At 64.6% G+C, this 25,383-nt stretch carries 18 protein-coding genes; 10 read left to right on the top strand and 8 right to left on the bottom strand.

Annotated features, from left to right (window positions below; genetic code table 11):
• Positions 1-56: 56 nt before the first annotated feature.
• The 5 genes from QMX96_RS15305 to QMX96_RS15285 are packed head-to-tail and all read left to right on the top strand — an operon-like array spanning position 57 to position 4,991.
• Entirely contained in the window at positions 57-833 is a 777-nt protein-coding gene (locus QMX96_RS15305) for a transporter substrate-binding domain-containing protein (RefSeq protein WP_054914377.1), read from the top strand.
• Between the two features lie 36 nt (positions 834-869).
• On the top strand, positions 870-1,583 hold the full coding sequence (locus QMX96_RS15300; RefSeq protein ID WP_043864005.1) for an ABC transporter permease subunit: 714 nt from the start codon (positions 870-872) through the stop codon (positions 1,581-1,583).
• A gap of 10 nt (positions 1,584-1,593) precedes the next feature.
• Positions 1,594-2,283 (top strand): ABC transporter permease subunit, encoded by a 690-nt coding sequence (locus tag QMX96_RS15295; RefSeq protein WP_043864004.1) that lies wholly within the window; start codon positions 1,594-1,596, stop codon positions 2,281-2,283.
• Positions 2,284-2,327: 44 nt separating this feature from the next.
• The gene (locus QMX96_RS15290) at positions 2,328-3,509 is read left to right on the top strand and encodes an aminotransferase class I/II-fold pyridoxal phosphate-dependent enzyme (RefSeq protein WP_043864003.1); all 1,182 of its coding nucleotides are present in this window, start codon (positions 2,328-2,330) and stop codon (positions 3,507-3,509) included.
• 21 nt (positions 3,510-3,530) lie between these two features.
• Positions 3,531-4,991: an aldehyde dehydrogenase family protein gene (locus QMX96_RS15285; protein ID WP_282362009.1), complete on the top strand. Its 1,461-nt coding sequence runs from the start codon at positions 3,531-3,533 to the stop codon at positions 4,989-4,991.
• Positions 4,992-5,036: 45 nt separating this feature from the next.
• On the opposite strand, the gene QMX96_RS15280 is transcribed toward QMX96_RS15285, so the two are convergent.
• From QMX96_RS15280 to QMX96_RS15245, 8 genes are all read right to left on the bottom strand, one after another.
• Positions 5,037-6,059 carry a radical SAM protein gene (locus QMX96_RS15280; protein WP_282362008.1) on the bottom strand — a complete coding sequence of 341 codons (1,023 nt, stop codon included), beginning with the start codon at positions 6,057-6,059 and terminating at the stop codon, positions 5,037-5,039.
• The gene (locus tag QMX96_RS15275; RefSeq protein WP_043864000.1) at positions 6,056-6,946 is read right to left on the bottom strand and encodes a cupin domain-containing protein; all 891 of its coding nucleotides are present in this window, start codon (positions 6,944-6,946) and stop codon (positions 6,056-6,058) included. Before QMX96_RS15275 ends, QMX96_RS15280 begins: the two co-directional genes overlap by 4 nt.
• A gap of 11 nt (positions 6,947-6,957) precedes the next feature.
• Positions 6,958-8,178 carry a hypothetical protein gene (locus QMX96_RS15270; RefSeq protein WP_185061925.1) on the bottom strand — a complete coding sequence of 407 codons (1,221 nt, stop codon included), beginning with the start codon at positions 8,176-8,178 and terminating at the stop codon, positions 6,958-6,960.
• A gap of 20 nt (positions 8,179-8,198) precedes the next feature.
• Entirely contained in the window at positions 8,199-8,369 is a 171-nt protein-coding gene (locus tag QMX96_RS15265; RefSeq protein WP_157811395.1) for a hypothetical protein, read from the bottom strand.
• A 169-nt stretch (positions 8,370-8,538) separates the two neighbouring features.
• Positions 8,539-12,858, bottom strand: coding sequence for an AAA family ATPase (locus QMX96_RS15260; RefSeq protein ID WP_282362006.1), 4,320 nt, complete (start codon positions 12,856-12,858; stop codon positions 8,539-8,541).
• A 5-nt stretch (positions 12,859-12,863) separates the two neighbouring features.
• Complete coding sequence (locus QMX96_RS15255; RefSeq protein ID WP_282362005.1) at positions 12,864-14,444, bottom strand: hypothetical protein; 1,581 nt, start codon at positions 14,442-14,444, stop codon at positions 12,864-12,866.
• Between the two features lie 17 nt (positions 14,445-14,461).
• Positions 14,462-15,334, bottom strand: coding sequence for a transcriptional regulator (locus QMX96_RS15250; protein WP_043863996.1), 873 nt, complete (start codon positions 15,332-15,334; stop codon positions 14,462-14,464).
• 167 nt (positions 15,335-15,501) lie between these two features.
• The gene (locus QMX96_RS15245) at positions 15,502-16,416 is read right to left on the bottom strand and encodes a LysR family transcriptional regulator (RefSeq protein WP_282362004.1); all 915 of its coding nucleotides are present in this window, start codon (positions 16,414-16,416) and stop codon (positions 15,502-15,504) included.
• Between the two features lie 198 nt (positions 16,417-16,614).
• On the opposite strand from QMX96_RS15245, the gene QMX96_RS15240 reads away from it, so the two are divergent.
• The 5 genes from QMX96_RS15240 (at position 16,615) to pgm (ending at position 25,311) form a co-directional block, all read left to right on the top strand.
• Entirely contained in the window at positions 16,615-17,637 is a 1,023-nt protein-coding gene (locus QMX96_RS15240; protein WP_043863985.1) for a zinc-dependent alcohol dehydrogenase family protein, read from the top strand.
• Positions 17,638-18,183: 546 nt separating this feature from the next.
• Entirely contained in the window at positions 18,184-19,593 is a 1,410-nt protein-coding gene (locus QMX96_RS15235; protein ID WP_143516651.1) for a hypothetical protein, read from the top strand.
• 71 nt (positions 19,594-19,664) lie between these two features.
• On the top strand, positions 19,665-21,317 hold the full coding sequence (locus tag QMX96_RS15230) for a VRR-NUC domain-containing protein (protein ID WP_043863983.1): 1,653 nt from the start codon (positions 19,665-19,667) through the stop codon (positions 21,315-21,317).
• Positions 21,314-23,575 (top strand): ATP-dependent DNA helicase, encoded by a 2,262-nt coding sequence (locus QMX96_RS15225; protein WP_253086942.1) that lies wholly within the window; start codon positions 21,314-21,316, stop codon positions 23,573-23,575. Before QMX96_RS15230 ends, QMX96_RS15225 begins: the two co-directional genes overlap by 4 nt.
• 95 nt (positions 23,576-23,670) lie before the next feature.
• Complete coding sequence (gene pgm / locus QMX96_RS15220) at positions 23,671-25,311, top strand: phosphoglucomutase (alpha-D-glucose-1,6-bisphosphate-dependent) (RefSeq protein WP_282362002.1); 1,641 nt, start codon at positions 23,671-23,673, stop codon at positions 25,309-25,311.
• Positions 25,312-25,383: the final 72 nt, after the last annotated feature.

Raw genomic sequence — 25,383 nt, 5'->3', positions numbered from 1 at the left:
TGCCCCTGCATTGTCCGCTGCCAAAAACCAAACAATAGCTGCATAAGGACTGTTAAATGAAAAAGACACTCGTTGCTGTCGTGCACTCGCTCCTGCTGGCCGGGGCGATCAATGTCGCTCACGCCCAGGACAAGGTGGTGTTCGCGATTTCCCAGGAACCCTACCCGCCGTTTTCCTTCAGAAACAGCAATGGTGCGTGGAGCGGTTTCGAGCCTGACCTGATCAGCGAAGTGTGCAAGCGCATGCAGGCCGAGTGCTCGCTCAAGGGAATGGCCTGGGACGGCCTGATTCCGGCGCTGCGCTCCAAGCAGGTGGACGTCATCATGAACTCGATGTCCATCACCCCCGAACGTGAGCAGGTGGTGGACTTCAGCGACCCGTACATCGAGACGCCCGCACTGTGGGTCGGGGATGCCGCCCTGGAACTGACGCCCACCCCGGAAGGGCTCAAGGGCAAGATCATCGGCGTGCAGGGCTCGACCAGCCATTCTGCCTACGTCAAGGAGTACTTCGGCAAAGGCTCGACCATCCGCTACTACAACGACCAGGACGACCTGCTGGCCGACCTGCGCAGCGGCCGCATCGACATCATGCTGGCCGACAAGATCTCGGTGGAGCCGATGCTGGCACTGCCCGACAACGCGATGCTGGCCGGCAAGGGCATCGCGCCGGCCGACCCGCTGTTCGGCAAGGGCATCGGCGCGGCGGTGCGCAAGGGCGACGATGCCCTGCGCGAGAAGCTGAACCAGGCGCTCAAGGCCGTGCGCGAAGACGGCACCTACGACGCCATTGGTGCGCGCTACTTCAAATCCAGTGTCACAGCCGCCCAATGAGGCGGTTGAAACCTGCGCGGGTGATCGGGTGCCTGTATGACCATTTCTGAAATGTCCAATCTGCTGTTCGCCGAGGGCTGGATTCAAACCCTGGCCCAGGGCGCGGTGAAAACCCTGGGTATCTCCCTGGGGGCCTTCGCGCTGGGCCTGTGCATCGGCCTGCTCGTCGCGTTGATCAAGCTCAGGGGGCCACGCTGGATGGTCGCCTGTGCCAACTGCTACACCACGCTGTACCGCGCCGTGCCGGAACTGCTGCTGATCCTGCTGCTGTACTACGCAGGCACCGACCTGCTGAACCTGGCGATGGCCGCGATGGGCCGGCCCAGTGTCGAGATCAACGGGTTTCTGGCTGCGGTCGTGGTGCTGGGGATTGTCCAGGGCGCCTACTCGGGTGAGGTGATTCGCGGCGCCGTCGAGGCCATTCCTGCGGGGCTGGTGGAGGCCGGCAGGGCCTACGGCATGTCGCGGGCAAAGCTGTTGAGCCGGATCATCCTGCCGTGCATGTTGCCGTTCGCCATCGCGGGCCTGTCGAACCTGTGGCTGGTGCTGGTCAAGGAAAGTGCGCTGATCAGCGTGGTGGGCTACAGCGAACTGCTGACCGCCGGGCGTCAGGCGGCGGCCAGCACCAAGCACTACCTGCTGTTCTACCTGGTGGTCGCGGCGTTCTATTACGTCATCACCCTGGTTTCCAGCATGGTGTTCCGCAAGTTCGAGGCCGGCTTCGAACGCTGGATGCCCAGGAACGTATAAGGGGACGATCATGGATTTGACTTGGCTGAATGATTTTTCCAGTGAACTGCTGCGCGGTGCCGGCCTGACCGTGCAGTTGCTGCTCATCTCGGCAGGCTTCGGGTTTGTACTGGCTATCGCGATGGCCCTGGGGCGCCTGTCCAACAGCGTCGTGCTGGCCAACGCCTGCAGGTTTGTCAGCAGCGTGATTCGCGGTACGCCGCTGCTGGTGCAGATCTACATCCTGTATTACGGCGTCGGCAGCGTGCTGGCCAGCTACCCGCTGATCAGGGGCGGGGTGTTGTGGCCCTACCTGCGCGAAGGGTTCTGGTATGTGGCCCTTGCACTGACCTTGAGCGTGGGGGCGTATGTGGGCGAAGTGCTGCGCAGTGGCCTGCGCGCCGTACCCAGGGGCGAGCTTGAAGCGGCACGCGCCTATGGCATGCGCCGCGGGCAGATCCTGCGCAGGGTCTGGTTGCCGCGGGCATTGCAGATGGTCAGGCCGACCCTGGCGGGGGAGAGCGTGATGCTGCTCAAATCCACGGCGCTGGCCTCCACCGTCGCGGTTACCGACCTGCTCGGCGCCGCCAACATCGTGCGTTCGCAGACCCTGCGGGTCTATGAGCCGCTGCTGTTGGTGGCGATCACCTACATCGTCCTGGCCCTGATCATCGAAAAGAGCTTCAAGTTGATGGGCACCACCTCGCAGCGTCGAGTCTAGTGGCTAACGTATTGGCGTCGGTCTGTACGCCACAAGGAATTCAAATGAAGTATTCATCTCTGGTTCAACGCATCAGCGGCGAGAGCGTAGCCGCATGGGACATTCACTATGCTGCCTGCCAGGCGCAGGAGCGGGGCGAGAACGCGATCATCCTCAGCATCGGCGACCCCGATTTCGCGACGGACGATGCGATCTGCGAGGCCGCGATCCAGGCCCTGAAGGCCGGCGATACCCACTACACCCCGGTAGTGGGCCGGGAAAAGCTGCGCGAAGCCATCGCGGCCAAGCAGCGCAAGCTGCTGGGCATACCGGTGGCCGCCGAGAACGTCGCGCTGGTGGCCGGTGCGCAGAACGGCCTGTACGCCGCAGCCATGTGCCTGTTCGAAAGCGGCGATGACGTGCTGGTGCCCGAGCCGATGTACCTGACCTACGCTGCCAGCGTGCAGGCATCCGGTGCGCGGCTGGTGTGCATCGAGCAGCCTGCCGAGAAGGATTTTCGCCTCACGGCCCAGGCGCTTGAAGCCGCACTGACCCCCAACACCCGTGGCATCGCCCTGGCCACGCCGAACAACCCCACCGGCAACGTCTACACCCGCGAGGAGCTGGAGGCGGTGGCGCAGGTGGCCCGGCGTCACGACCTGTGGGTGATCTCGGACGAGGTCTACTGCCAGCTGACCTACGACGCGCCGCACATCAGCATCGCCAGCCTGGAGGGCATGGCCGAGCGCACGGTGGTGCTCAACAGCCTGTCCAAATCCCACGCGATGACCGGCTGGCGGGTCGGCTGGGTGGTGGCGCCCACGAGCCTTGTCCAGCACCTGGACAACCTGCTGCTGTGCATGCTCTACGGTCTGCCGGGCTTTGTTCAGGAAGCCGCGCTCAAGGCCATCGAGCTGGACGATGAGATCGTCGCCTCGGCCCGCGAACTCTACACCCGCCGCCGTGACCTGATCGCCCGGGAGCTGGACGGGGTGCCGCTGATCAAGGGCAAGGTGCCCGAGGCGGGCATGTTCATGCTGCTGGACATTCGTGCCACGGGCCTGTCGGGTGTCGACTTTGCCTGGGCGCTGTTCCGCGAGACCGGCGTCTCGGTACTCGATGCCCAGGCCTTTGGCGCCAGTTGCGCGGGCTTCGTGCGGGTGTCGTTCACCGTCGCCGACAAGGACCTGCTGGACGCCTGCCAGCGGATCCGCCAGTTCATCGAGAAGCTGCAGGCCGGCCTCTGAGCCGCTTGCGAAGGAATGACGATGCTCCCTCCTGAATGTTCATCCGAAGTGCTCGCCGGCGTGCTGATCGGCGAGCAATGGCTCGCCGACGGCCCGCCGCTCGAGGTCATCAACCCCTCCACCGAGGCGCTAATCGCCACGGTGGGCGGGGGCAACGCTGAAACCGTCGAGCTTGCCGTGCAAAGCGCCGCTGCAGCGTTTGCGCAGTGGTCAACCAGCACTGGCGCGTTGCGTGCCCAGGTGTTGCGCCGCATTGCCCGGGGCATACAGCAGAACCGCCAAACCCTGATGGCGCTGCAATCGCGCAACAACGGCAAGCCATTGGCCGAAGCGGGGCTGGACGTGGACGACGTGATAGCCACCTTTGACTATTACGCCGACCTGGCCCAGGGCCTTGACGCTGCACAGGACCGCGATGTGGAGCTGCCCGCCAGCGACTATGCCGCGCGCTTGCGCCGCGAGCCGTGTGGCGTGGTTGCGCTGATCGTGCCGTGGAACTTCCCCATGGTCACCACGGCCTGGAAACTGGCGCCGGCCCTGGCGGCGGGCTGCACGGTGGTGCTCAAGCCATCGGAGGTCACGCCGTTGCCGGAGCTTGCACTGGCGCGGATCATTCTCGAGGCGGGCCTGCCGGCGGGCGTGTTGAACATCGTGTGCGGTACCGGCCTGGCCGTGGGCGCACCCTTGTCGGCGCACTCGCAGGTGGCCAAGATCTCTTTCACCGGCAGCAACGCGGTGGGGGTTCAGGTGATGCAGCGTGCGGCAGAGACGGTGAAGGGTGTCAGCCTGGAGCTGGGCGGCAAGTCTGCGTTGATCGTGCTGGAGGACGCCGACCTGGAACTGGCGGTCGAGCTGACCTGTGGCGGCGGCTTCTACAACGCTGGCCAGATGTGCTCGGCCACCAGCCGGGTGCTGGTCGCCGAGCACCTGGCGGACGCCTTCGTGGCAAAGGTCAGGGCCCGCGCCCAGGCGATCATCGTTGGCGACCCCTTTGTCGACGGGGTGCAGATGGGTGCGCTGGTCAACCGTGCCCAGTACGAGCGTGTGCTGGCGCACATCGCGCGCGGGCTGGCTTCGGGCGCCCGGCTCGAGTGCGGCGGTGGGCGCCCGCAGGGCTTGGCGCAGGGGTTCTACGTTGCGCCGACGGTGTTCACCGACGTGGCGCTGGACAGCAGCTTGTGGAACGAGGAGATCTTCGGCCCGGTGATCTGCATCCGCCGTTTCGGCACCGAAGCCGAGGCCATTGCGCTGGCCAACCAGGGTGATTTTGGCCTGGTGGCCACGGTGGTCGGCCGCGACCGCGTTGCGGCCAACCGGGTAGCGGATGCCTTGCAGGCCGGCATGGTCTGGATCAATGCGCCTCAGGTGATCTTCCCGCAGACCGCCTGGGGTGGGTACAAGCAGAGCAGCATCGGGCGCGAGCTCGGCCCCTGGGGGCTGGCAGCGTTTCAGGAGTTGAAGCATGTGGTGAGTGCTGGTTGATTGGCGCTGGCCGCAACACACCCAGCGCAAGCATCACCTCTGGCATCAGATGTTGAATGCCGGTATTGCACCACGTGCTGCCTGGATCTGCGGACACCGGGGGTCGGGCTCTCCCAGCTCGCCGGTATGCTGGTAGCCGCTACCCAGGCAGCCACCGTTGCATACGGCAAAGTAGCGGCAGCCCTGACAGGTGGGATGCTCCACCTCGATCTGCAGTGGCTGGGCAAGAATGGCCGATAGCGGTTGTTGGTACAGGTTGCCCATGGGGTGGGCCTTGAAGCAGGTGCAGGAGCACACGTCGCCATTGGGGTAGATATAGACCTTCGCCGTCGCAGCACCGCAGTTTTTTGTGGTGATGGTTCGGCCAAGTTCGGCGATGGCGTCGTCACCCAGCGCTTGCAGCCGACTGAAGTCGTACATTGGAAACGCCAGGATGCGCGTTTTGTAGGGCTGCTTGCGCAGCGCATAGACATGCTGGTTCCAGGCCTGGCTGCAGACCTCCATGCCTGATGAGGCGCGCCCTGCGTAAGTTGCCCGCTTGATTGCGATATGGGTCAGTTCAAGGTCATCCAGCGGTTGAATGAACTGTTCGATGCGCGCGAAAAAATCGAGGTCGATGACGGTCGCCGACACACTGCACGAAATGCCTTGTGCCCGCAGCCTGGCGAGTGTGCGCAGCGCGCGCCTGTAGGTGCCGGCCCCACGCACCAGGTCATGTTCGGCTTCTGTGCCATCCAGGGATATCTGTACCGAGAGTGACGGCTGCCCGGCCCATTGCTCCAGGATGTTCTGCTTGTAGAACGACGTCACGCCGTTGCTGTTGATCTTGGTCTGCAGTCCGAGCGCAAGGCTGTGCCGCAGAATGCTGTCGAAATGGCGATGCAGCGTGGGCTCTCCGCCCGTGAGCAGCACCAGGCTATGCGCATGGTCCTGGCGGATCTGCGACAGCGTGTCGAGGATCATCGCCTTCTCGGCGGTTTCGTCGCGATAAGGCGAAGAGTCGCGGATACAGTGGCTGCAGGCCAGGTTGCAGCGTTCGGTCAGTACGAAATAGAACTGTTCCATCATTCAAGCTCGAGATAGGGCCGTGCGTGCAGGTCGAGGTCGAAGTCTGCCTGCGAGGTGGCGCTCAGGTGATCGACCAGGGCCTGCACCGGCACCTGTTGGATGGGCGAGGTCGAAGGTTGGAACGGTTGGCGCACGTAGGTTTCCAGCAGTGTGGCGAAGTTCTCATCCTGCTCCTGGCGCACCAGCCACTCCCTCAAGGTCAGTGGGTACAGCCCCACAGCCAGGTGCGCCGAGTGCCGGGCTTCGGTACGAGTGAAGTGCCAGAGGCCGCGAGGGCAATAGAAGACATCGCCCTGTTCGAGCAGCACCGAAGACCAGCCGGTGGCAGCCGCATCGATTGCAGGAACGCGCTGATGACGGATGGCCTTTGACAACACATGCTGTTCGTCGCGGTAGTACCAGCGTTTGCTGCCGTGGATCTGCAGCACCAGTACATCGTGCCTGTCGAAGTGAGGATTGACGCCTCGCTGGTTGGCGGCGGTGTAGTAGCCGTTCATGCCGATGCGCGTATTGAGTTCCGAGGCGAGCGTATCGGTGAAATTCTCCAGTCGCGCACTGTGTTGCTGGATGTTGTCGAAAACCAGCGTGCCGCCGCGGGCAATCGCGTGCAGCATCTTTTTCTTGTTCAGCGTGTTGTTCTGGTTGTTTGCATAGCGATCCACATCATCGATCAGATCGTATTTGTGAATGGTGTTGTTGTGGTTGGTGATGCGCACCTTCGGGTACAGCAAGGTGTTGCTGTTGAGAATCTGGTTGAAGGCCTGCATATCCAACAGGCTGGAAAATTTCTGCGGGCTGCCCTTGATGTGCAACGCAGCGCGATCGAAGTATTCATCCAGAAACTGCTGCTGGCTGATGTGTTCGAAGATGAAGTTGAATAGGGTCATGGGGCAGGGCTCTACCTGGGCTTGTTTATGAGCGTGATACCTGAATCGATCAACTTGCCAAGTTGCGCGGGCGGCAATTGGTCTTCGATATGACTGATATCGATTTCCACCAGCGCGGGCAGCTCGAACAGCCAGTCCGGCAGGCGGCGTATGTGAGTCCGGGCAATGCCCAGACAGCGCAGATGACGGGCCTGGGCCAACTGCTCGGGCAGTGCCTCGACAGGGTTGGCTCCCAGGTTGAGCCGCTCGATGTCCAGCTGATCGACCGGCCAGTCGATATGTCGAAACCTGTTGCGATAGAGGCTCAGGTGCTTGAGGCGACACCCAGCAGTGGCGGGCCATCGCAGCTCCCGCAGACTGTTCTTGTACACCAGCAGGGTATCGAGCCCGGGGGGGGCAGCGGTGAGGTCCAGAGTCTGCAAGCTGTTCGCCCCCAGGCCGAGCCATTTGCAGCCGGGAAACACCGTGGACGCGCTCTGCAGGCTCATGCAGTTGCTGCCCAGCTCTGCCGCCAGCACGCTGGGGATGGCAGGCAGCCGGGTCATATCGCTGTCGCACAACCGTGCCCGATTGAGCTTGAGTGTGCGGGGGGTCAATGCCCGGATGGCGTGAAAGATATCGTTCAACCGCGCTCGGGGAGTCTCGAGTAGCAGGCTCGACCCATTCTCTTCGTCATCGAAGTCGAGCAGCTTGCGGTCGTGGGCCCACATGGGGGGCCTGCCGGTGAGCTGCGCCAGATGGTCCCACGCTTTGCAGGGGGCTGTGCTGCCTGCTTGCAGTTCTGCGGCGATGAGCGATGCAATGCGTGCCGGCGTGTCGCTGTCCAGCTTGATGGGCAGAATCTTCAACCCACCGAGAAAATAGAACAGCTTGCGCAACTTGATGTGGATGGGGTGGTGTGGGGATACGAATTCATCCGATACATGACGATCGCCCTTGAGGGTGACAAAAATGCGTCGGCCCGCCAGGCTCCGGGTATCGCGCCAGTGCCGCAGGCTCAGCAGGTGTTCGTCCGACAGGTCGTTATCGCCCAGGATGGGAAGCACCAGCACGATGGCTGCAGTAGAGGGTGTGTCCGGGTGCCTTGCACATCCAGCAGCGCCGGTATCGAGTGTATCGATACGCTGGTGCACAGGATGTCCAAGGGCTTCAAGATGCGCCCCGAGGACGCCGGGCAAAGCGGCGGCCGACGACAAGCCTGAAACGATCTGCAAATCAACTGACATTGTCATTGCCGCCACCGCCCTTGGCGTCAGTCGCGCAGTTCCTTGTCGCAGTGATCCGCTTCTTTCCACAGGCCGAACATGGCCTCGAAGTCACTGAGGGTACCAGGATCCAGCTCGCTCAATTTCAGTGCCGGGCGCTTGATTTCGGTCATCGAGTCCAGTGCCGGGGATTGAAGTTCAACTGTTTTCGATTGCATCACGAGTGTCCTTTATCGGATTGGGCGGGGTTTAACCGCACGATGCTAGGGGTAATACTTTCCGTTGGCAACAGAGGGGCCTGTCGAGCGGAAAGTTCGTTTGCGCAGGTTGCAACATAGCGGCAACCTGCGCGAATAGGTTGCTCGGAAGATGCCACTCGGGGAGGGCTCAATCTTCCTCGCAGCTGTCGAGCATCTCTTCCACGGTCTGGCGGGTGTCGTGGTCCAGCCCTTCGATCAACCGCGCCCTGACTGCATCGCTTACGCGGGTGCTGTTGTAGCGCAGGGAAACCAGGATCGCCAGCCTGACCTCTGTGTCCGGGTCGCTGGCCAGGGTCAACTGCACGTCTTCTTCACTGGGCATGGCCAGCAGGCCAAACAGCCTGTTTGCCAGTTCCTGGCGGACCTTGCTGTCCTTGTCCCTGGCCAGGATCCGCTGCGCCTCTGGGGTGAGCTGATTCATGTAGCTGGATGACTCCACCAGTTTGAGCCTCACGCTTGCCAGCGCGTTCTGGGCCAGCAGCGCCTGGGTTGCGGGAGACAGCCGGCGGTTTTCAGCCAGCGCCAGATGCACGCTGCTTTCCTCGTCGCGCAACAGCTGCAGTTGTGCTTCCTCGCACAGGTCACCTCCATTCCAGTCCTTGTTGCCCCTGGCCAGTGCGATGCGCACGCAGATCTCGTCGTCCTTGGCCAACACCAGTTGCGCCGATGGTTTGAGCTTGGGGTAGGTAGCCAGCGATTCGCGGATGTCCTGTTCGACGTCTTGTGCCAGGATCTCCTGGGCCCGCGAATGCAGGGTGAACATGAAGTGGCTGTCACGTTCTATCAGGCGCGCACGCACGGACTCGTCCGGGTCGTTGGCCAGCAGCAGTTGTGCGGCTGTGCCGACGTGTTGATTGGCGGCCACGGCGAAGCGCACGTTGACATTCTTGTCCTGTGCCAGCTCCAGTTCCATGTCGCGATCCATCCACCAGTCGCGCAGCAGTGCGATGCGCACGTCGGGTTCGGGGTCGCGCAGCAACTGACGCAGAATGTCGCTGTCGACGGCCTTGTTGGCGGCCAGTCGAGCTCTGACCTTGGCGCTCTTGTGCGCCGCCAGGGCCTCTTGCACGGGCCTGGTCAGCGTCGAGTTGTCGGCCAGCGCTTCGAGCAGGGGTTGCGCCTGTGCGCCTTCGGCCAACAGGTCGGCCTGCAGATGAGCAGGCAGCTTGCCTTGCGCAGCCAGCACCAGCTTTTCCTTGCCTGGAGGCTGCTCCTGCCCGCTCACGGGCGATTGTTGCGCGCCCATGTAACCAGAGAAGATCATGCCGATGGCCCTTCCTACCGAATCACTGGCCTCGGTTGGCGCTGCTGTTTTCGTCTGGCAGATCAGGGTCATCAGGGTTTCACCGATGGCCGTGTTTGCTGCCAGGGTTTGGCGGACGTGCTCGCTGCCGATCTTGTACAGACGCAGACACTGTGCCTCGCTCAGGTGGCGGTTGCCGGCCAGGGCGCGTTGCACCGCTTCCACGTCGCCGATCAGCTTGTCGGCGACCGGCCCGGCCAGCGCCGGGTTGCTTGCCAGGCGGGTTCGTACATCGATGTTGCTGTCATCGGCCAGCCGGGCTTGCAGCGGTGCTGTCACGGCCTGATTGCCCGCCAGCGCACACAGGGTCTGCGCATCGCCTCGTTCCAGCAGGCGCTGCTGGATGTCAGTGCCGAGGGCGGCGTTTTCCGCCAGTTCCTGCTGGATCTCGGGCAGGTCACCGGCCAGTTGCTGCTGCACGTCATCCAGCAGGTCTGCTACGCGTGCCAGGCATCTGCGGACGTCGGTGCTTGGGTCTGCTGCCAGATGGCGCTGCACGCTTGGCTGTACCGTGTCGCGCCAGCGCACCAGACGCTCGCGCACATCGTCCTGCTCATCGTACATCAGTGCCTCGAGGATCTGCTCGGCCAGGTGGTCGTTGCCTGCCAGCGCCTCGCGCACGTTGGGCTCGGGGTCCTTCAGCAGCCGCGCCTGCACCTCGACATTGAGCGCGCTGTTGCCTGCCAGAGCGCGACGCACGTCCTCCGATTCATGCTGGCTCAGGCCCATCTGCAACAAGGCGGACCCCAGGTTGGTGTTGCCAGCCAGGCTTGCCTGTACCTCTTCTACGTCTGTGGTCAGGCATTGCAGGGCGGCGCTGGTGAGGTTCGGGTGGTCGGCAAGAATGCGCCGTACCTGCAGGCTTGGGTCCCGAGCCAGCAGCAACTGGGCAGGGGCACCCAGGTTGTCGTTGCGTGCCAGGGCCTCGCGCACATCAGGGTCGCATTTGACCAGCTCCAGTTGTACCGCGTCGGGGAGGGCGGTCGCGCCTGCGCGGCGGGCCAGCGCTTCGAGTACATCCTGGTCTTCATCACGGGTCAGCAGCAACTGCACGGTTTCGCTCAGTTCGTCACGCCGAGCCAGGCGCTCGCGTACCTCGAAGGAAGGATCGCGGGCCAGTTGTTCCTGTACCTCGGGATGCAGGTTGTCGTTGCCGATCAGGTAATCGCGCACGGTAACGGCTGTGTCCTTGGCCAACTGTTGTTGCACGACCTTGCTCACGGCCTTGTTGGTCGCCAGTGCCCTGCGTACCAGCGGCTCCTGATCCGCCAGCAGACGTTGCTGCAACGATTCGTCGTCGGTTCTTTTCGCCAACTGACGGCGTTGCTCGGCGTCCAGCTCGAGGCGTTCGAACTGCGCCGCTATCAGGTCATGCGGCGCGTGGGCATGCAGGCAGGCGAGGTGCAGCAGGGCGCGATCGAAGCCGGGTTGGCCTTCTTCGATGTTGATCCGCAGCGTCAGCAGCTTTTCCGGGCAGTTGGGGTTGCCGTAGGCCGCGGTGCGAACCTTGGCGTCGGTATCGCCGACCAGCCTCTCCAGCAGGTCGTCAGGGCAGTCTTCATGCCGGGCGACTTCCTCGCGGCGCAGCGCATTGTGGTTTTCGGCCATCTGAATCATCTGCGCCACGCTCAGGCCGTCGCTGGCTGAAGCTGGCTTGAGCTTGAACTTCTCGAACAGCTCTTCGTACTTGGCCACCTGATCGCGCAGGGTTTCACGCAGCGGCACGGTCAGGTCGATGGCGGCTTCGAGGCCTTCGAATTTCAGCGGGCGACCGTCCAGAAAGGCGGTTTCGCGTGCTTCGTTGATGGCGTTCTGGATGTCCGCCCCGGCGTAGTCGCGGCACTGGGTCACCAGCTTGCTGCGCTGCGCGGGTTCGAGCTGCACCGTCTCACCCTTGAGGTGGATATCGAGAATCGCGCCGCGCTCGACCGCATTCGGGAAGCCCACATAGAACACTTCGTCGAAGCGCCCCTTGCGCAACAGTTCCGGCGGCAGGGTAGCGATGTTGTTGGCGGTGGCGATGACGAACACTGCGCCGGTCTTCTCCTGCATCCAGGTCAGGAAGTAGCCGAACAGCCGCGACGAGACTTCGGAGCCGCTGCCGCTGGTCAGGCCGACGAAGGCTTTCTCCAGCTCGTCGATCCACAGGATGCACGGGCTGACCGACTCGGCCATGCTCAGGGCTCGGCGCATGTTGTGCTCACTTTCCCCGACGTACTTGCCCAGCAGCGAGCCGATGTCCAGGCGCAGCAGCGGCAACTGGAACAGGCCGGCGGCGGCCTTGGCCGTAAGCGACTTGCCGCAGCCGGGCATGCCGGCGATAAGCACGCCCTTGGGCGCCTGCACCCGCGCGTCACGCGCTTCGCCGAGGCGCCGGAAGATCTGTGCGCGGCGGCCCAGCCAGGTCTTGAGGTTTTCCAGGCCGCCGATGTCGGTGGCGTTCTCGTTGACCCGCAGCATTTCCAGCACGCCGCTTTTGGCGATGATCTGCTCTTTTTCATGCTGGATCAGTACCAGGGCGGCATCGTTGATCTGCTCGTGGTGCTGGCGGACCATCGCCAGTGCCGAGCGGATCTCTTCCTGGTTCAGGCCGCTGCACGCTGCGTGCAGGCGCTGACGCAGGCCCTCGGGTACCAGCAGGTCAAGCTGCTGGCACACCGCTTCAAGCTGGCTGGTGATTTCCTCGCCCCGGGGCAGCGGCAGGGGCAGCAGGGTGATCTGCGCTTCGATCTGCGACGGAATGTGCAGGGTCTCCGAGACCAGTACCACCGCCGACGTGCCGCGATGATGGCGCTGGATACGGTTGAGCAACTGCTTGAGCCGAGCCACCGCCAGCGGCTGGTTTTCCAGCGCACTGCGGGCGTCCTTGATGATGAACAGCTTGTGGTCCAGATCGTCGTCCAGCAGTGATGGCAGGCTTTCGGCCAGGTCTGTCCTAGGCCCCTGGCTGCCCCGTGGCTGCTTGTTGACGAAGTCCACCCAGCCATAACCCAGGTTCCATTCCTTGGGGTGCATGCCCAACTGGCTCGCGACATCCTGCAGCATGGTATCGACCCTGGCTTCTTCGCCGGAGTGGATGTACAGCCCGGGATAGCCGGCGACCAGATGGGATTTGATCTTGTCCTTGAGTTCGAGCAGGTTCATGGCAGTCACCACAGGGACAAGAGGCTGGAGGCGAGGTTACGCAGACCGCTGCCCACCGATTCGAGTGCACGGCCTGTGCCTTCGAGCACCACGGCCGCGACCCGGGTAGCCGTCCTGGCGACCGACTTGCCGGCTTCGTACACCACTTCGCCGATCTGCCCGCCGGCGATACCACCGGCCACGCCACCGACAAAACCCCCAATGGCCGTACCTGCCGGGCCGAACACCGTACCCAGCGCTGCACCCAGCGCTGCGCCCTTGGTTGCACCAGCGATGGCCATGGTGGTGGTTACCGTGGTGTTGCCGATGGCGTCGATGGCCTCTTCGCCGGTCAGCTCGCCCTTGCCGAACTTGTAGAGGACCTTGGCGTTCTGCAGACCGACGCACGCGATGTTGGTGATCAGCCCGGCCGGGGTGTTGCGCAGCGCCGCGCCGAGCCAGCCGTTTTTCACTGCCACCACCACGGCACCGGAAACCGCCACTTGCGCAGCGGTGTTGGTGCCGGCGCGCAGCGAGCTCTCGAAGAATTCCTTGAGGTCGTCCTGGCTGCTGGGGTTTTCCCGGCCGTTCAACCGGTTCCAGAAGCGCCGCGCCAGAATCCGCGTGCCCTGCATGCCCACTGCGATGCATGCGCCCATGACTGCCTGCTTGCCGATCTGGCGGGCGATGGTGGCGCGGTTGGTGTCGTTCCAGTCGTACTGGCGCGACTCGGCTTCCTGCTGGGCCTTTTCCTGCAGCTTGCGGGCTTCTTCCTTTGACAGCGGGCGGGATTTCACGCCATCGGCTTCGATCACCTCCGCGCTGTCGGGCACGTCCGCACCTTGGCCTTCGGGTACCAGCGGTTTCTGCCCTTCGTAGTCGCCGCGGTTGAGCAGCTCTTTGGTGGCGTCGGCATCGGCGCCGTACTTGGCCTGGTACTTGCCGACCACATTGCCGTTGCCGTCGACGATCTCGATGTCCACCGAGTTCGCTTCCTGGGAGCCCACCACGCGGGCGCGGTAAGGGCTGCCCTTGCTGACGGCGTCGATGTTGAACGTGTCGACGTGGTGCTGCTCGGCAATCAGGCCGTTGAGGTGCGGGCTGCGGTTGATGTCACCCTTGAGCGTGGTGACCATGTCCCGTGCGTTGGTCGTGGCATCGGCCAGCGCCTTGTCGATGTGTCCGGCGTACTGACCCACGTGTACCGAGCCGGAGAGGCCCGCGTTCTTCTCGATTTCGCCGGCCAGCCACGAGGCCTTGCTGCGGCCCTTGTCCATGTGCGCGTGCAGCGATTCGCGGGACTGGTTGAAGGCCACGGTGGAGGCGATCACCTGCTGGCTGGTGGTCAGCAGTTCCTCTTCGTTGCTCCACAGATGCGGGTACTTGCGAAACTCGTCGCTCAGCCATTGGTCCAGCGGCTTTTCACCCCGCGCGTTGCACGAGTCGACGAAGGAGGCGACCACCGCCGTGGTCTTCTCGCCGTTGCTGCTGTCGCCGTCGAACAGCTCGGCCTCGAGGTAGCGGGCCTGATCCTGATTGACCTGCTCGAAGTCGATGCTGTCGTCCCGGTTGTAGTCGTCGCCCAGGGGCTTTTCCATTTCGGTCATGTCAGTCGTCCTGCTGTTCAGTGCAAGTAGTCGGTGAGCTCGTCGCGCAGTTGCTGCTGCAACCAGGCGGGCTCGAGAATGCGTACATGGGGGATCCAGTAGCGGATGATCGGCAGCAGCTGGTTCGGGTGATTGACCCGGCAGCGCAGCAGCAGGCGACCGTCGGCCTGCTGCTCGATCAGTTGCTGGTGCGGCAGCACGTTGCGCCGAAGAAAGTAGTAGGCGTTGCTGGCGGCGACCTGGACGGTGACCTCGAGGCGGTCTTCGCCGAACCAGATGTCATCGTCGCTCTCGATCTGCGCCTGGGTGGCCGGGTCGGCAACGAAGGATTCGTCCAGCACCTGCAAGGCATCGATACGGGCGAAGGCGAAGCTCTTGAGGCGACCGTCTTCGGTGGCGGCCAGGTACCAGATGCCCTTGTTGTGGATCAGCCTGTAGGGCTCGATTCGGCGTTGCTTGCCGGTGTAGTTCAGCTGGCAGCGGCGCTGTTGCTCGATCGCCCGTCCCAGCTCGCGGAAGTCGCAGCTGTCCGGGCGTTGGGCGGCGAAATGCCCGTCGCGTACCAGGAAGCTGGTGGGGCCGGGTTTTAGCAGGTCCAGCCAGGAGCGTCGGTCGTTGGCCGGGAACAGCTGCTCGACACCGCTGATGCGGGCGAAGGTCTGCAGGTCGGCGGGGGACAGGCTGCTGCGGTGATGGCGGGCCAGTTGGTAGACCCCGTTGGCGCCGGGCTCGATCACATCGCCCAGACGGTTGAGGTCACGGTAGATGGTGCGCTCGCTGACCCCGAAGCGCTCGGCCAGTTGCAGGCGGGTAGGGCGCTCGCCGCTTTGCAGCAACCGCAGGGTATCGGCCAGGCGCAGGGCCAGGGTGTCGTGATCGGTGGCCGCCATGGCGGGTCCTTGTCGATGGGCTTGGCGGCGACTCTAGCGAGGACGACTGACAGGCTGTGTCAGTGGCACTGACACGATTAGAGCGCCTCTGCCGGGAAAAATGTCGACAATAACCTGAATGGTGGCTTGGGGCCATGTTTTGCGGGGTGTGCTGGGAGGCTGGTCTGTCAGAGGCTGTCAGGATCGCCAAAGAACATCTGAATCCGCGACCGCAACCACCGCTCCCCCGGATCATTGTCCTGCGACCCGCGCCACGCCATATGCAGCTCGAAGCTCTGCACCTCCAGCGGCGGGTCTTCGGCGCGCAGGCCGCCGGCGGCGGTCAGCTGCTCGGCGGTGTAGTCCGGCACCGTAGCGAGGATGTCGGTGCCGGTCAGCAGGCTGCCCAGGCCGTTGAACTGCGGCACGGCCAGCACCACATGGCGCTTGCGCCCCAGCTTCTCGAGGATCTCATCCATGAACCCGCTCAGGTCGCCGGCAAACGACACCAGGGCATGCGGGCGTGCGCAGAATTCATCCAGGCTCAGGTTGCCCGGCTTGCTGTCGGCACGCAGCACCTTGGGCCTGCTGCGACGCAGCACCTTGCGCTTGGCATTGGCCGGCAGGTCGCTGGTCCAGCTCACGCCCACCGAGATTTCACCCGACGCCAGCAGCGAGGGCATCAGCAGGTAGTTGACCCGGCGCACCACCAGCACGATGCCCGGCGCCTCGGCGCGCACACGTTTGAGCAGTTGCGGCAGCAAGGCGAACTCGGCGTCGTCGGAGAGGCCGATGCGAAACACCGCCGTGCTGGTGGCCGGGTCGAAGTCGGCAGCGCGGCTTACCGCCGTGGAGATGGAGTCCAGCGCCGGGGAGAGCAGGGCGAAGATCTCCACCGCCCGCGCCGAGGGCTCCATGCTGCGCCCGGTACGCACGAACAGCGGGTCGTCGAACAGGCTGCGCAGGCGCGACAGCGCCGCACTGATGGCCGGCTGGCCGAGGAACAGTTTTTCCGCGGCGCGGGTGACGCTGCGCTCGTGCATCAAGGTCTCGAACACGATCAGCAGGTTCAGGTCGACGCGACGCAAGTCGTTACGGTTCATCGGCTTCGCTTCATAGGTCTGGTCGGGGCAGGGGTGAATCTTAAGGGCAAAGACGGTACCCTGCACCGCATAAATTGCGCAGCAGGCGCTATCACCAATCAATGACAGGCATGTTGACTATTAATGGCCACTGATGGTCTAACCGCTATAGCCCCGATAGAGTTGCGGGTATTAGAGGTTCACTAGGCGAGGTTTGCGATGTCCCGCATGATCCGTTTTCACAAATTCGGCCAGGCCGAGGTGCTCAAGTGCGAGGACGTGGCCACGCCGCAACCGGCTGCCGGTGAAGTACAGGTGCGGGTGCAGGCTATCGGCATCAGCTGGTACGACGTGCTGTGGCGGCAGAACCTGGCGCCGTCCCATGCGCGCCTGCCGGCCGGCATCGGCCACGAAATGGCCGGTGTGGTGACCGCCCTCGGCGCCGGCGTCGACGACCTGGCCATCGGCGACAAGGTCGCCAGCTTTCCGGCCACCAGCCCCAACGAGCACCCGGTGTATGGCGAGGTCATCGTGTTGCCGCGCAACGCACTGACCCGCTACCCCGATATCCTCAGCCCGATCGAGGCCAGCGTGCACTACACGCCGCTGCTGATCGCCTATTTCGCCTATGTCGACCTGGCCCGGGCCAAGGCCGGGCAGACCGCCCTGGTCACCGACGCCAGCCACTGCGCCGGGCCGGCCTTCGTGCAACTGGGCAAGGCCCTGGGCCTGAAGGTGATCGCCGCAACCAAGGACAGCGCCGAGCGCGACAACCTGCTCAAGCTGGGGGCAGAGAAGGTCATCGTGACCGAAGAGCAGGACCTGCTCATGCAGATCAACAAGTACACCGACAACCGTGGCGTGGACATGGTGCTCGATGGCCTGGGCGGCCCGCAGATGTCATTGCTGGGCGATGTGCTGGCGCCACGCGGCAGCCTGGTGCTGTACGGCCTGCAGGGCGGCAACCAGACGCCGTTCCCGGCCTGTGCGGCGTTCCAGAAGAACATCCAGTTCTTCGTGCACTGCGTGAGCAACTTCACCGGCAAGCCGGAGCTGGGCATCACCCAGGACCAGGTGGCGCTGCAGCGCGCGCTGCGCGATATCAACCAGTTCACCGCCGACCGCCAGGTATTGCCACACATCATCAAGGCCTACCCGTTCGACGAGGTCGTCGCCGCACACCGCCACATGGACGAGTGCCCGTGTGGAGGCCGCGTGGTACTGGTGCTGCCTGACGCCTGACAGGCTGCGCGACACGCCAAGCCCGAGCCGAGTCTCGGGCTTTTTTGTGGAAATTTCTTATTAAAGTTTCAGATGTTTCCTATTTAACTTGTGCGGACTAAGTACGGCGCTTGCGTTATGTTGTGGGCGTGGGAATAAAGACTTTCCGGTGTCCGTAAAATTACATCTTCGCGTGGAAGGGCTGCTGTTTCCTATGGGCGTCGGGCACTGTCGTGCCTAAGGCGGCGCTGTTCATCCAACCATCAATCATCTCAAGGAGCGAGATATGGTGTGCCAGCTGTACTGTTCATGGAGGTGGGGCCCTCGCACGCAACGCGCCGGGGGGCGCTGTCCGGGGCAAGGGTGGTCATCGGGCGATGCTGTTTCGATCTGAGTCGGAACAATCGTAGGAAGTTGTAAGAAACATCCTAAGACCATCATTCTTTTTTTAATTCACTTTGCCGTTGTTACGCAACGATGTCCTGTTACCCGCATCGGGTAACTTCCGGCTGCCGGCAGTCGTTATCGAATCAGGTATACACCATGAGTACCCTCCACGATCAAGCCATGACTCACATTTACCAGCAGGTCCTGCAGCGACTGCTCGAGTGCCTTACCCAGGGCCAGCGCGCGTCGCTGCAATTGCTTATCCAGCGCATGCTGGTGGCCGCCGGCGGGATCGAGCGCATAGGCGACTTCAAGGTGATGCTGGCCCATGGCGGCGGCAAGGACAGCTCCTTCGCCCTGGCGTTTCTGCGCGCCGCGCAGTTGAGCATTGCGGCGCGTGCGCCGGCCACCTTCGAGCTGCGCGTGGTCACCGCCCGCCATGTGGGCATGTCGACGGCGGTGATCGAGAACATCGAGCGTGGCTATTCGGCGCTGGTGCTGCATGACGACCTGCGGGTCGAGCTGCTGGTGCTGGACGACGGCGGCCTCCAGCACTTCGATGCACTCAAGCCGCTGTCGCCGCGTCAGCAGCAGGTCGAGCGGTTCGACACCCTGGTTGCCGGGCACCTGACCGCCGGCCAGGTGCGGCCGATGTTCTGCAATCGCTTCTACCTGGCGCTGGCCGAACTCTACCGCCAGGGCATGGGCTGGGAGGGCGGGGTGGACGCATTGATCAACGCCGACCCGATGCCCGAGCGCAAACGCTACCTGGCGTGGGGCCGCCGCATGATGCGCGAGGCCGGGTTGAGCAGTGCAAGGCCGGCCCACTCACACCCTGGCGCCCTGTTGCAGGGCCTTGGCCAACTGCGCCGCATCTACCTCAACGAGGTGCTGGGGCTGCCAGCCGAGCCCCTTCGGCAGGTCCCGGGCCCCCGCCGTATCCCGCGCTTCATCGACATCGCCGACCTGCTGCAGGACAGCCAGCAGGGGCAGAGCGTGCTGCTGCTCGAATTTCTCAGGTTTCGCTATGACGAGCTGGCCCTGGGTTTCAGCCAGTCGGCCTGTGCCAACCCGTTGCTGATGGCACACCTTGCCGGGCTGCGCGCGCAGTGGGTGCAGGGGCAGGACTATGCGCTGGGCATTGCCGAGCACCTGCAGCAGGTCAAGGCCCAGCTGCGGCGCAAACCGGTGCCGGCGGCGCTGCAGGCACTGGCCATGGAAACCTGGCAAGACCGCGAGCGCCACGGCCAGCGCCGCCGCCTGGCGGACAACTTCGCCCTGCAGGGCTACAACCTCAACGAAGAACAGCTGGCCTGCCTGCTGTTCGCGCCCTTTGTCGACCGCGGGCGCAACCTGGAGCGCTTCGTACAGGCACGGCACCCCGGCATGCAGGCGGCGCTGCCCTACCTGCACAAGGCACTCAAGGGCGTACCCTCGCCACAGCCCATGGTGCAATGGCTGGAGGAGATCAGCGGCTTGTCCCTGAGCACGCTGCAGATGCTCTACCAGCGCGAAAGTGAAGCGGCCGCCGGTGGACGTTCGCTGCTGGCGCGGGCCCGCGACAGCGATCCGGGCCGGTTGCGCCATTGATCCGCTGAGGTTGCCAAGCCCGCCTGTCTGTATGTATAACCAGTGGATTCCTTCTGCTGGTTACCCGCTCCGTGATCGCCCATTCCGTCGCCGACCCGTTCTATTACCTGTGCAACTTTCAGCAGGTACTGGCCTGGGTGCAACTGCGCTACGCCGACCTGCTCGATGAACACGAACACGCCTTCATTCAACAGTTCGCGACGCTGGGCCAGGCCTCCCAGGCCCTGCTGGTACGCATGGTGATGCGCAAGGGTGTGATGTTTCGCGCCAGCAAGCTGACCTACCTGGAAATCGGCGCCATCGAGCCTGCCGCCGCGCCGCTGGTGGCGCTGGGCTGGCTCGACGACCAGCCGAGCCTGGGCCTGGACCACCTGTTCCAGTTGCTGCGCAAGGACGAAATCGCCCGCTGTTTCGCCGACGTGCTGGAGCGCCCGCGGGCTGCCAAGGGCGAACTGCTCGAACAGTTGTCGGCGCTGTATGCCGAGGCCAGGCCCCTGCGTCAGTGGTGGCCCGAATTCGACGAACCGGTGTACGTGCTGCACCTGCAGGCGCTGTGCGATCGTCTGCGTCTGCTGTTTTTCGGCAACCTGCACCAGGACTGGTCGGAGTTCGTGCTCGCCGACCTTGGCCTGCTGCGCTACGAGCAGGTCGCGTTCGGCGAGGATTCCCGGGCGCTGCGCGAGCGCGCCGATATCGACCTGTGCCTGGCCCTGCACACCTGTGCCGAGCAGCTCGAGGCCGGGCAGCCGGTCGAGCAGGTGCTGGCACTGCTGGACGGCCTGCAGCCGAGCAACCCGTGGCTGGAACGGCGCCGCGCCAGGTTGCTGTTCCAGCTTGGCCAGCATTGCGAGCGCAGCGGCGACTGGGCCCAGGCCCTGAACATCTACCCCCGCAGCAACCACCCCCAGGCACGCATCCGGCATATCCGCGTGCTGGAGCGCAGCGCCGATCATGCCGCCGCCCTGGAGCTTGCCAGCGTAGTGGGCGCCAAACCGGCCAACGCGCTGGAGGTCCAGGCGCTGGCGCGCATCGTGCCCCGCCTGCAGCGCAAGCTGGGCGGCCCGCCACAGCGTCGGCGCGCCCCGGCAGCGATCAGCCGGCTGGACCTGTGCCTGCCTGTCGATCTGTCGACGCTTGGCGTGGAGCAGGCGGTGCAGGTGCACCTGGCGGCCGAAGACGGGCCGGTGCACTACGTCGAGAACACCCTGTTCAACAGCCTGTTCGGGCTGCTGTGCTGGGAAGCCATCTTCGCGCCCGTGCCCGGCGCGTTCTTCCACCCGTTCCAGAGCGGCCCGCTGGACCTGCACGATGCCGGCTTCCAGGCGCGCCGCGCCGAGCATTTTGCCGCCTGCCTGGGGCAGCTGGACGATGGGCGCTACCGCCACACCATCCTGGCCAACTACCAGGCCAAGCACGGCCTGCAATCACCCTTCGTGTACTGGGAACTGCTGGATGCCACGCTGTTGCAGCAGGCCCTGGACTGCCTGCCGGCGGCGCACCTCAAGCGCTGCTTCGAGCGCCTGCTGGAGGATATCCAGGCCAACCGCGCCGGCATGCCCGACCTGATCCAGTTCTGGCCCGGGCAACGGCGCTACCGCATGATCGAAGTGAAGGGCCCGGGCGATCGCCTGCAGGACAACCAGCTGCGCTGGATCGCCTTCTGCACCGAGCACGGCCTGCCCGTCGAGGTGTGCCACGTGCAGTGGGCACAGCCGGCAGCATGAGCTACAAGGTAGCGGTGCGTGCGCTGTGCGAGTTCACCGCCAAGGTCGGTGACCTGGACCTGCGCTTCACCCCGTCGCCCTCGGCCCAGGAGGGCATCACCGGCCACCGCACGGTGGTCACGCGCCGGGGTCGGGGCTATGAGTCGGAGGTGGCGCTGGAGGGGCAGTTCGAGCAGTTGCAGGTACGCGGGCGTGCCGACGGCTACAACCCGGCGCTCAACCGCCTGGAAGAGATCAAGACCTACCGCGGCGACCTGGCCAGCCAGCCCGACAACCACCGCCAACTGCACTGGGCACAGGCCAGGGTGTATGGCTGGCTGCTGTGCCAGCAGCGAGAACTGGCCGAGGTGAACCTGGCGCTGGTGTACCTGGACGTGGACAGCGACCGCGAAACCCTGGTGGAGGCCCGCCATACCGCCGCCGAACTCGAGCAGTTCTTCATCGCCCAGTGCACGCTGTTCCTGCGCTGGGCCCAGCAGCAGATGCAACGCCAGGCCTTGCGCAACAGCGGCCTGCAGGCGCTCGCGTTCCCCCACGCCAGCTTTCGTACCGGGCAGCGCGAGCTGGCCGAGACCGTGTACAAGGCGGTAAGCACCGGCCGCTGCCTGATGGCCCAGGCCACCACCGGCATCGGCAAGACGCTGGGCACGCTGTTCCCGTTGCTCAAGGCGATGGTGCCGCAGCAACTGGACAAGGTGCTGTTCCTGACCGCCAAGACGCCGGGGCGGGCGCTGGCGCTGGAGGCCGTGCAGCGGGTCATGCACGCCAGCCCCGAGCTGGCCCTGCGTAGCCTGGAACTGGTGGCACGGGAAAAGGCCTGCGAGTTTCCCGGCACCGCATGCCACGGCGAAGCCTGCCCGTTGGCCAAGGGCTTCTACGACCGCTTGCCCGCCGCCCGCCAGGCCGCCGCGCAGCAGCCGGTGCTGGACCAGGCCCGCCTGCGCGAGGTAGCCCTGGCGCACCAGGTGTGCCCGTACTACCTGGGGCAGGAGATGGCGCGCTGGGTGGATGTGCTGGTGGGCGACTACAACTACTACTTCGACCAGAGCGCCTTGCTGTTCGGCCTGGCCCAGCTCGACCAGTGGCGGGTGGCGGTGCTGGTGGACGAGGCGCACAACCTGGTGGAGCGTGCACGCCAGATGTACAGCGTGAGCCTCGATCAATGGCAATTGAAGGCCCTGCGGCGTGATCCCCCGGCAGGCATGGCCAATGCCTTGCAGCGCCTTGACCGGGCCTGGAACGCCGTGCACAAGGACCAGGACGTTCCCTACCGCGCCACCGGCCAGTTGCCCGAGGCCTTTCTCAAGGCGCTGCAGCGTTTTGTCAGCCATGTGCAGGACAGCATGAACCAGCAGCCTGCCGGCGTCGAAGGGCCGCTGTTGCAGCTCTTCTTTCAGGCTTCGCAGTTCCTGCGCCTGTGTGAGGTGTTCGACGAGCATTTCGTGTTCGACATCAGCAAGCGCGACGGCCCGGGCCGGCGCAGCCTGTCCACCCTGTGCCTGCGCAACGTGGTGCCGGCGCCGCTGATCGGCCCGCGCATGGCCGCTGCGCGCAGCGTCACGCTGTTTTCCGCCACCCTCAGCCCACGCCATTACTACGCCGACCTGCTCGGCCTGCCGGCCGACACCGCGTGGCTGGATGTGGCCTCGCCGTTTGCCGCCGAGCAGTTGCAGGTGCGCGTGATCAGCAGCGTGTCGACGCGTTTCCAGCACCGGCAGGCGTCACTGGCGCCGATCGTGGAACTGATCGCCGAGCAGTACCGCCTCCAGCCGGGCAACTACCTGGCGTTCTTCAGCAGCTTCGACTACCAGCAGCAGGTGGCGCGGCTGCTGGCCGAGCGCTACCCGCACATCGTGCAATGGTCGCAGTCGCCCGGCATGGACGAGGCGCAGCGCAAGGGCTTTCTCGAACGCTTTGTCGAAGACGGGCAGGGCGTGGGTTTCGCCGTGCTGGGCGGGGCGTTCGGCGAAGGGGTCGACCTGCCGGGCACCCGGCTGATCGGCGCCTTCGTTGCCACCCTGGGGCTGCCCCAGGTCAACCCGGTGAACGAACAGCTCAAGCTGCGCATGGGCGCTCTGTTCGACGCGGGCTTCGACTACACCTACCTGTACCCCGGCGTGCAGAAGGTGATCCAGGCGGCCGGGCGGGTGATACGTGGCACTGAAGATCGCGGTGTGGTCATGCTGATCGACGACCGTTTTGCCGAGCCCCGGGTGCAGCGGATGTTTCCCGGCTGGTGGGCACCGCAGTACAAATAGTCGCGGCGGGCGGGATCGCCGCCGTCGCGTTGTGGTCGAAGTGCCAGTAAACTGCGTATTTTCATCACCCTGTACATCTTTACTTGAGGTTTTGCATGAAGCTCAGTCCCTTGGCGGGTAAACCGGCGCCAGCCTCCGTGCTGGTCGATATCCCCCAGCTGCTGACCGCGTACTACACCGGCCAGCCCGATGCAGGCGTCGCCACCCAGCGCGTTGCCTTTGGCACGTCGGGGCACCGCGGCAGCTCCGTGGACCTGGGCTTCAACGAAGCGCACGTGCTCGCCATCAGCCAGGCCATCTGCCTGTACCGCAAGGCGCAGGGCATCGACGGGCCGCTGTTCATCGGCATCGACACCCATGCGCTGTCGACCCCGGCGGCGGCTACCGCACTGGAGGTGCTGGCAGCCAACGGCGTCGAGGTGATGCTGGCCAAGGATGACGAGTACACCCCGACCCCGGCCATCTCCCACGCCATCATCTGCTACAACCGTGGCCGCAGCCGTGGCCTGGCCGACGGCATCGTGATCACCCCGTCGCACAACCCGCCGCAAAGTGGCGGCTTCAAGTACAACCCGCCCAATGGCGGCCCGGCCGACAGCGACGTCACCAAGTGGATCGAGGCCAAGGCCAACGAGCTGCTGGCCGACGGCCTCAAGGGCGTACAGCGCATGGCCCATGCACAGGCCCTCAAGGCCAGCACCACGCACCGTCACGACTACCTGGGCAGTTACGTCAGCGACCTGGTCAATGTGATTGATTTCGATGTGATTCGTGGTGCGGGCCTGCGCCTGGGTGTCGACCCGCTGGGCGGTGCCGGGGTGCGTTACTGGTCGGCGATTGCCGAGCACTACAAGCTCGACCTGGACGTGGTCAACACCGAGGTCGACCCCACGTTCCGCTTCATGTGCGTGGACTGGGACGGCCAGATCCGCATGGATCCGTCCTCGCCTTACGCCATGCAGGGCCTGATCGGCCTGCGCGATCGGTTCGACGTGGCGTTCGGCTGCGACCCCGACCATGACCGTCACGGCATCGTCACCCCGTCAGGCGGCCTGCTGGCGCCGAACAACTACCTGGCGGTGTCCATCGACTACCTGTTCCAGAACCGCCCGCAATGGCGCGCCGATGCGGCCGTGGGCAAGACCGTGGTCAGCAGCGGCATGATCGACCGCGTGGCGGCACGCCTGGGGCGTCGCCTGTACGAAGTGCCGGTGGGCTTCAAGTATTTCGCCGATGGCCTGTTCGACGGTTCGCTGGGCTTTGGTGGGGAGGAGAGCGCCGGCGCCTCGTTCCTGCGCAAGGACGGCACGGTGTGGAGCACCGACAAGGACGGCCTGATCCCGTCGCTGCTGGCGGCAGAGATGACCGCCCGTACCGGGCGCGACCCAAGCCAGGCATACGAGGCGCTGACCGAGGCACTGGGCAGGCCGTTCTCCACCCGGGTGGATGCCAAGGCCACGCCGCAGCAGAAGGCCCAGTTGGGCAAGCTGTCGCCGCAGCAGGTCAAGTCGACCACGCTGGCGGGCGAGCCGATCGAGCAGATCCTCAGCCATGCGCCGGGCAATGACCAGGCGATTGGCGGCTTGAAGGTGATGACGGCCAACGGCTGGTTCGCGGCGCGGCCTTCGGGCACCGAAGACATCTACAAGATCTATGCGGAGAGCTTCGTCGACGACGCGCACCTGCAGCGCCTGGTGGGTGAGGCGCAGGAGCTGGTGGACGCTGCCATCGCCTAAAAGCATCGCGGGTCAAGCCCGCTCCCACAAGGTTTTGCGGCGTTCGCAAACCCTGTGGGAGCGGGCTTGACC

It is taken from the genome of Pseudomonas sp. PS01300 (assembly GCF_029960155.1).
Taxonomy (GTDB): Bacteria; Pseudomonadota; Gammaproteobacteria; order Pseudomonadales; family Pseudomonadaceae; genus Aquipseudomonas; species Aquipseudomonas palmensis.
The sequence above is the reverse complement of the archived record's forward strand: the minus strand, read 5'-3'. Positions and strand labels throughout refer to the sequence as shown.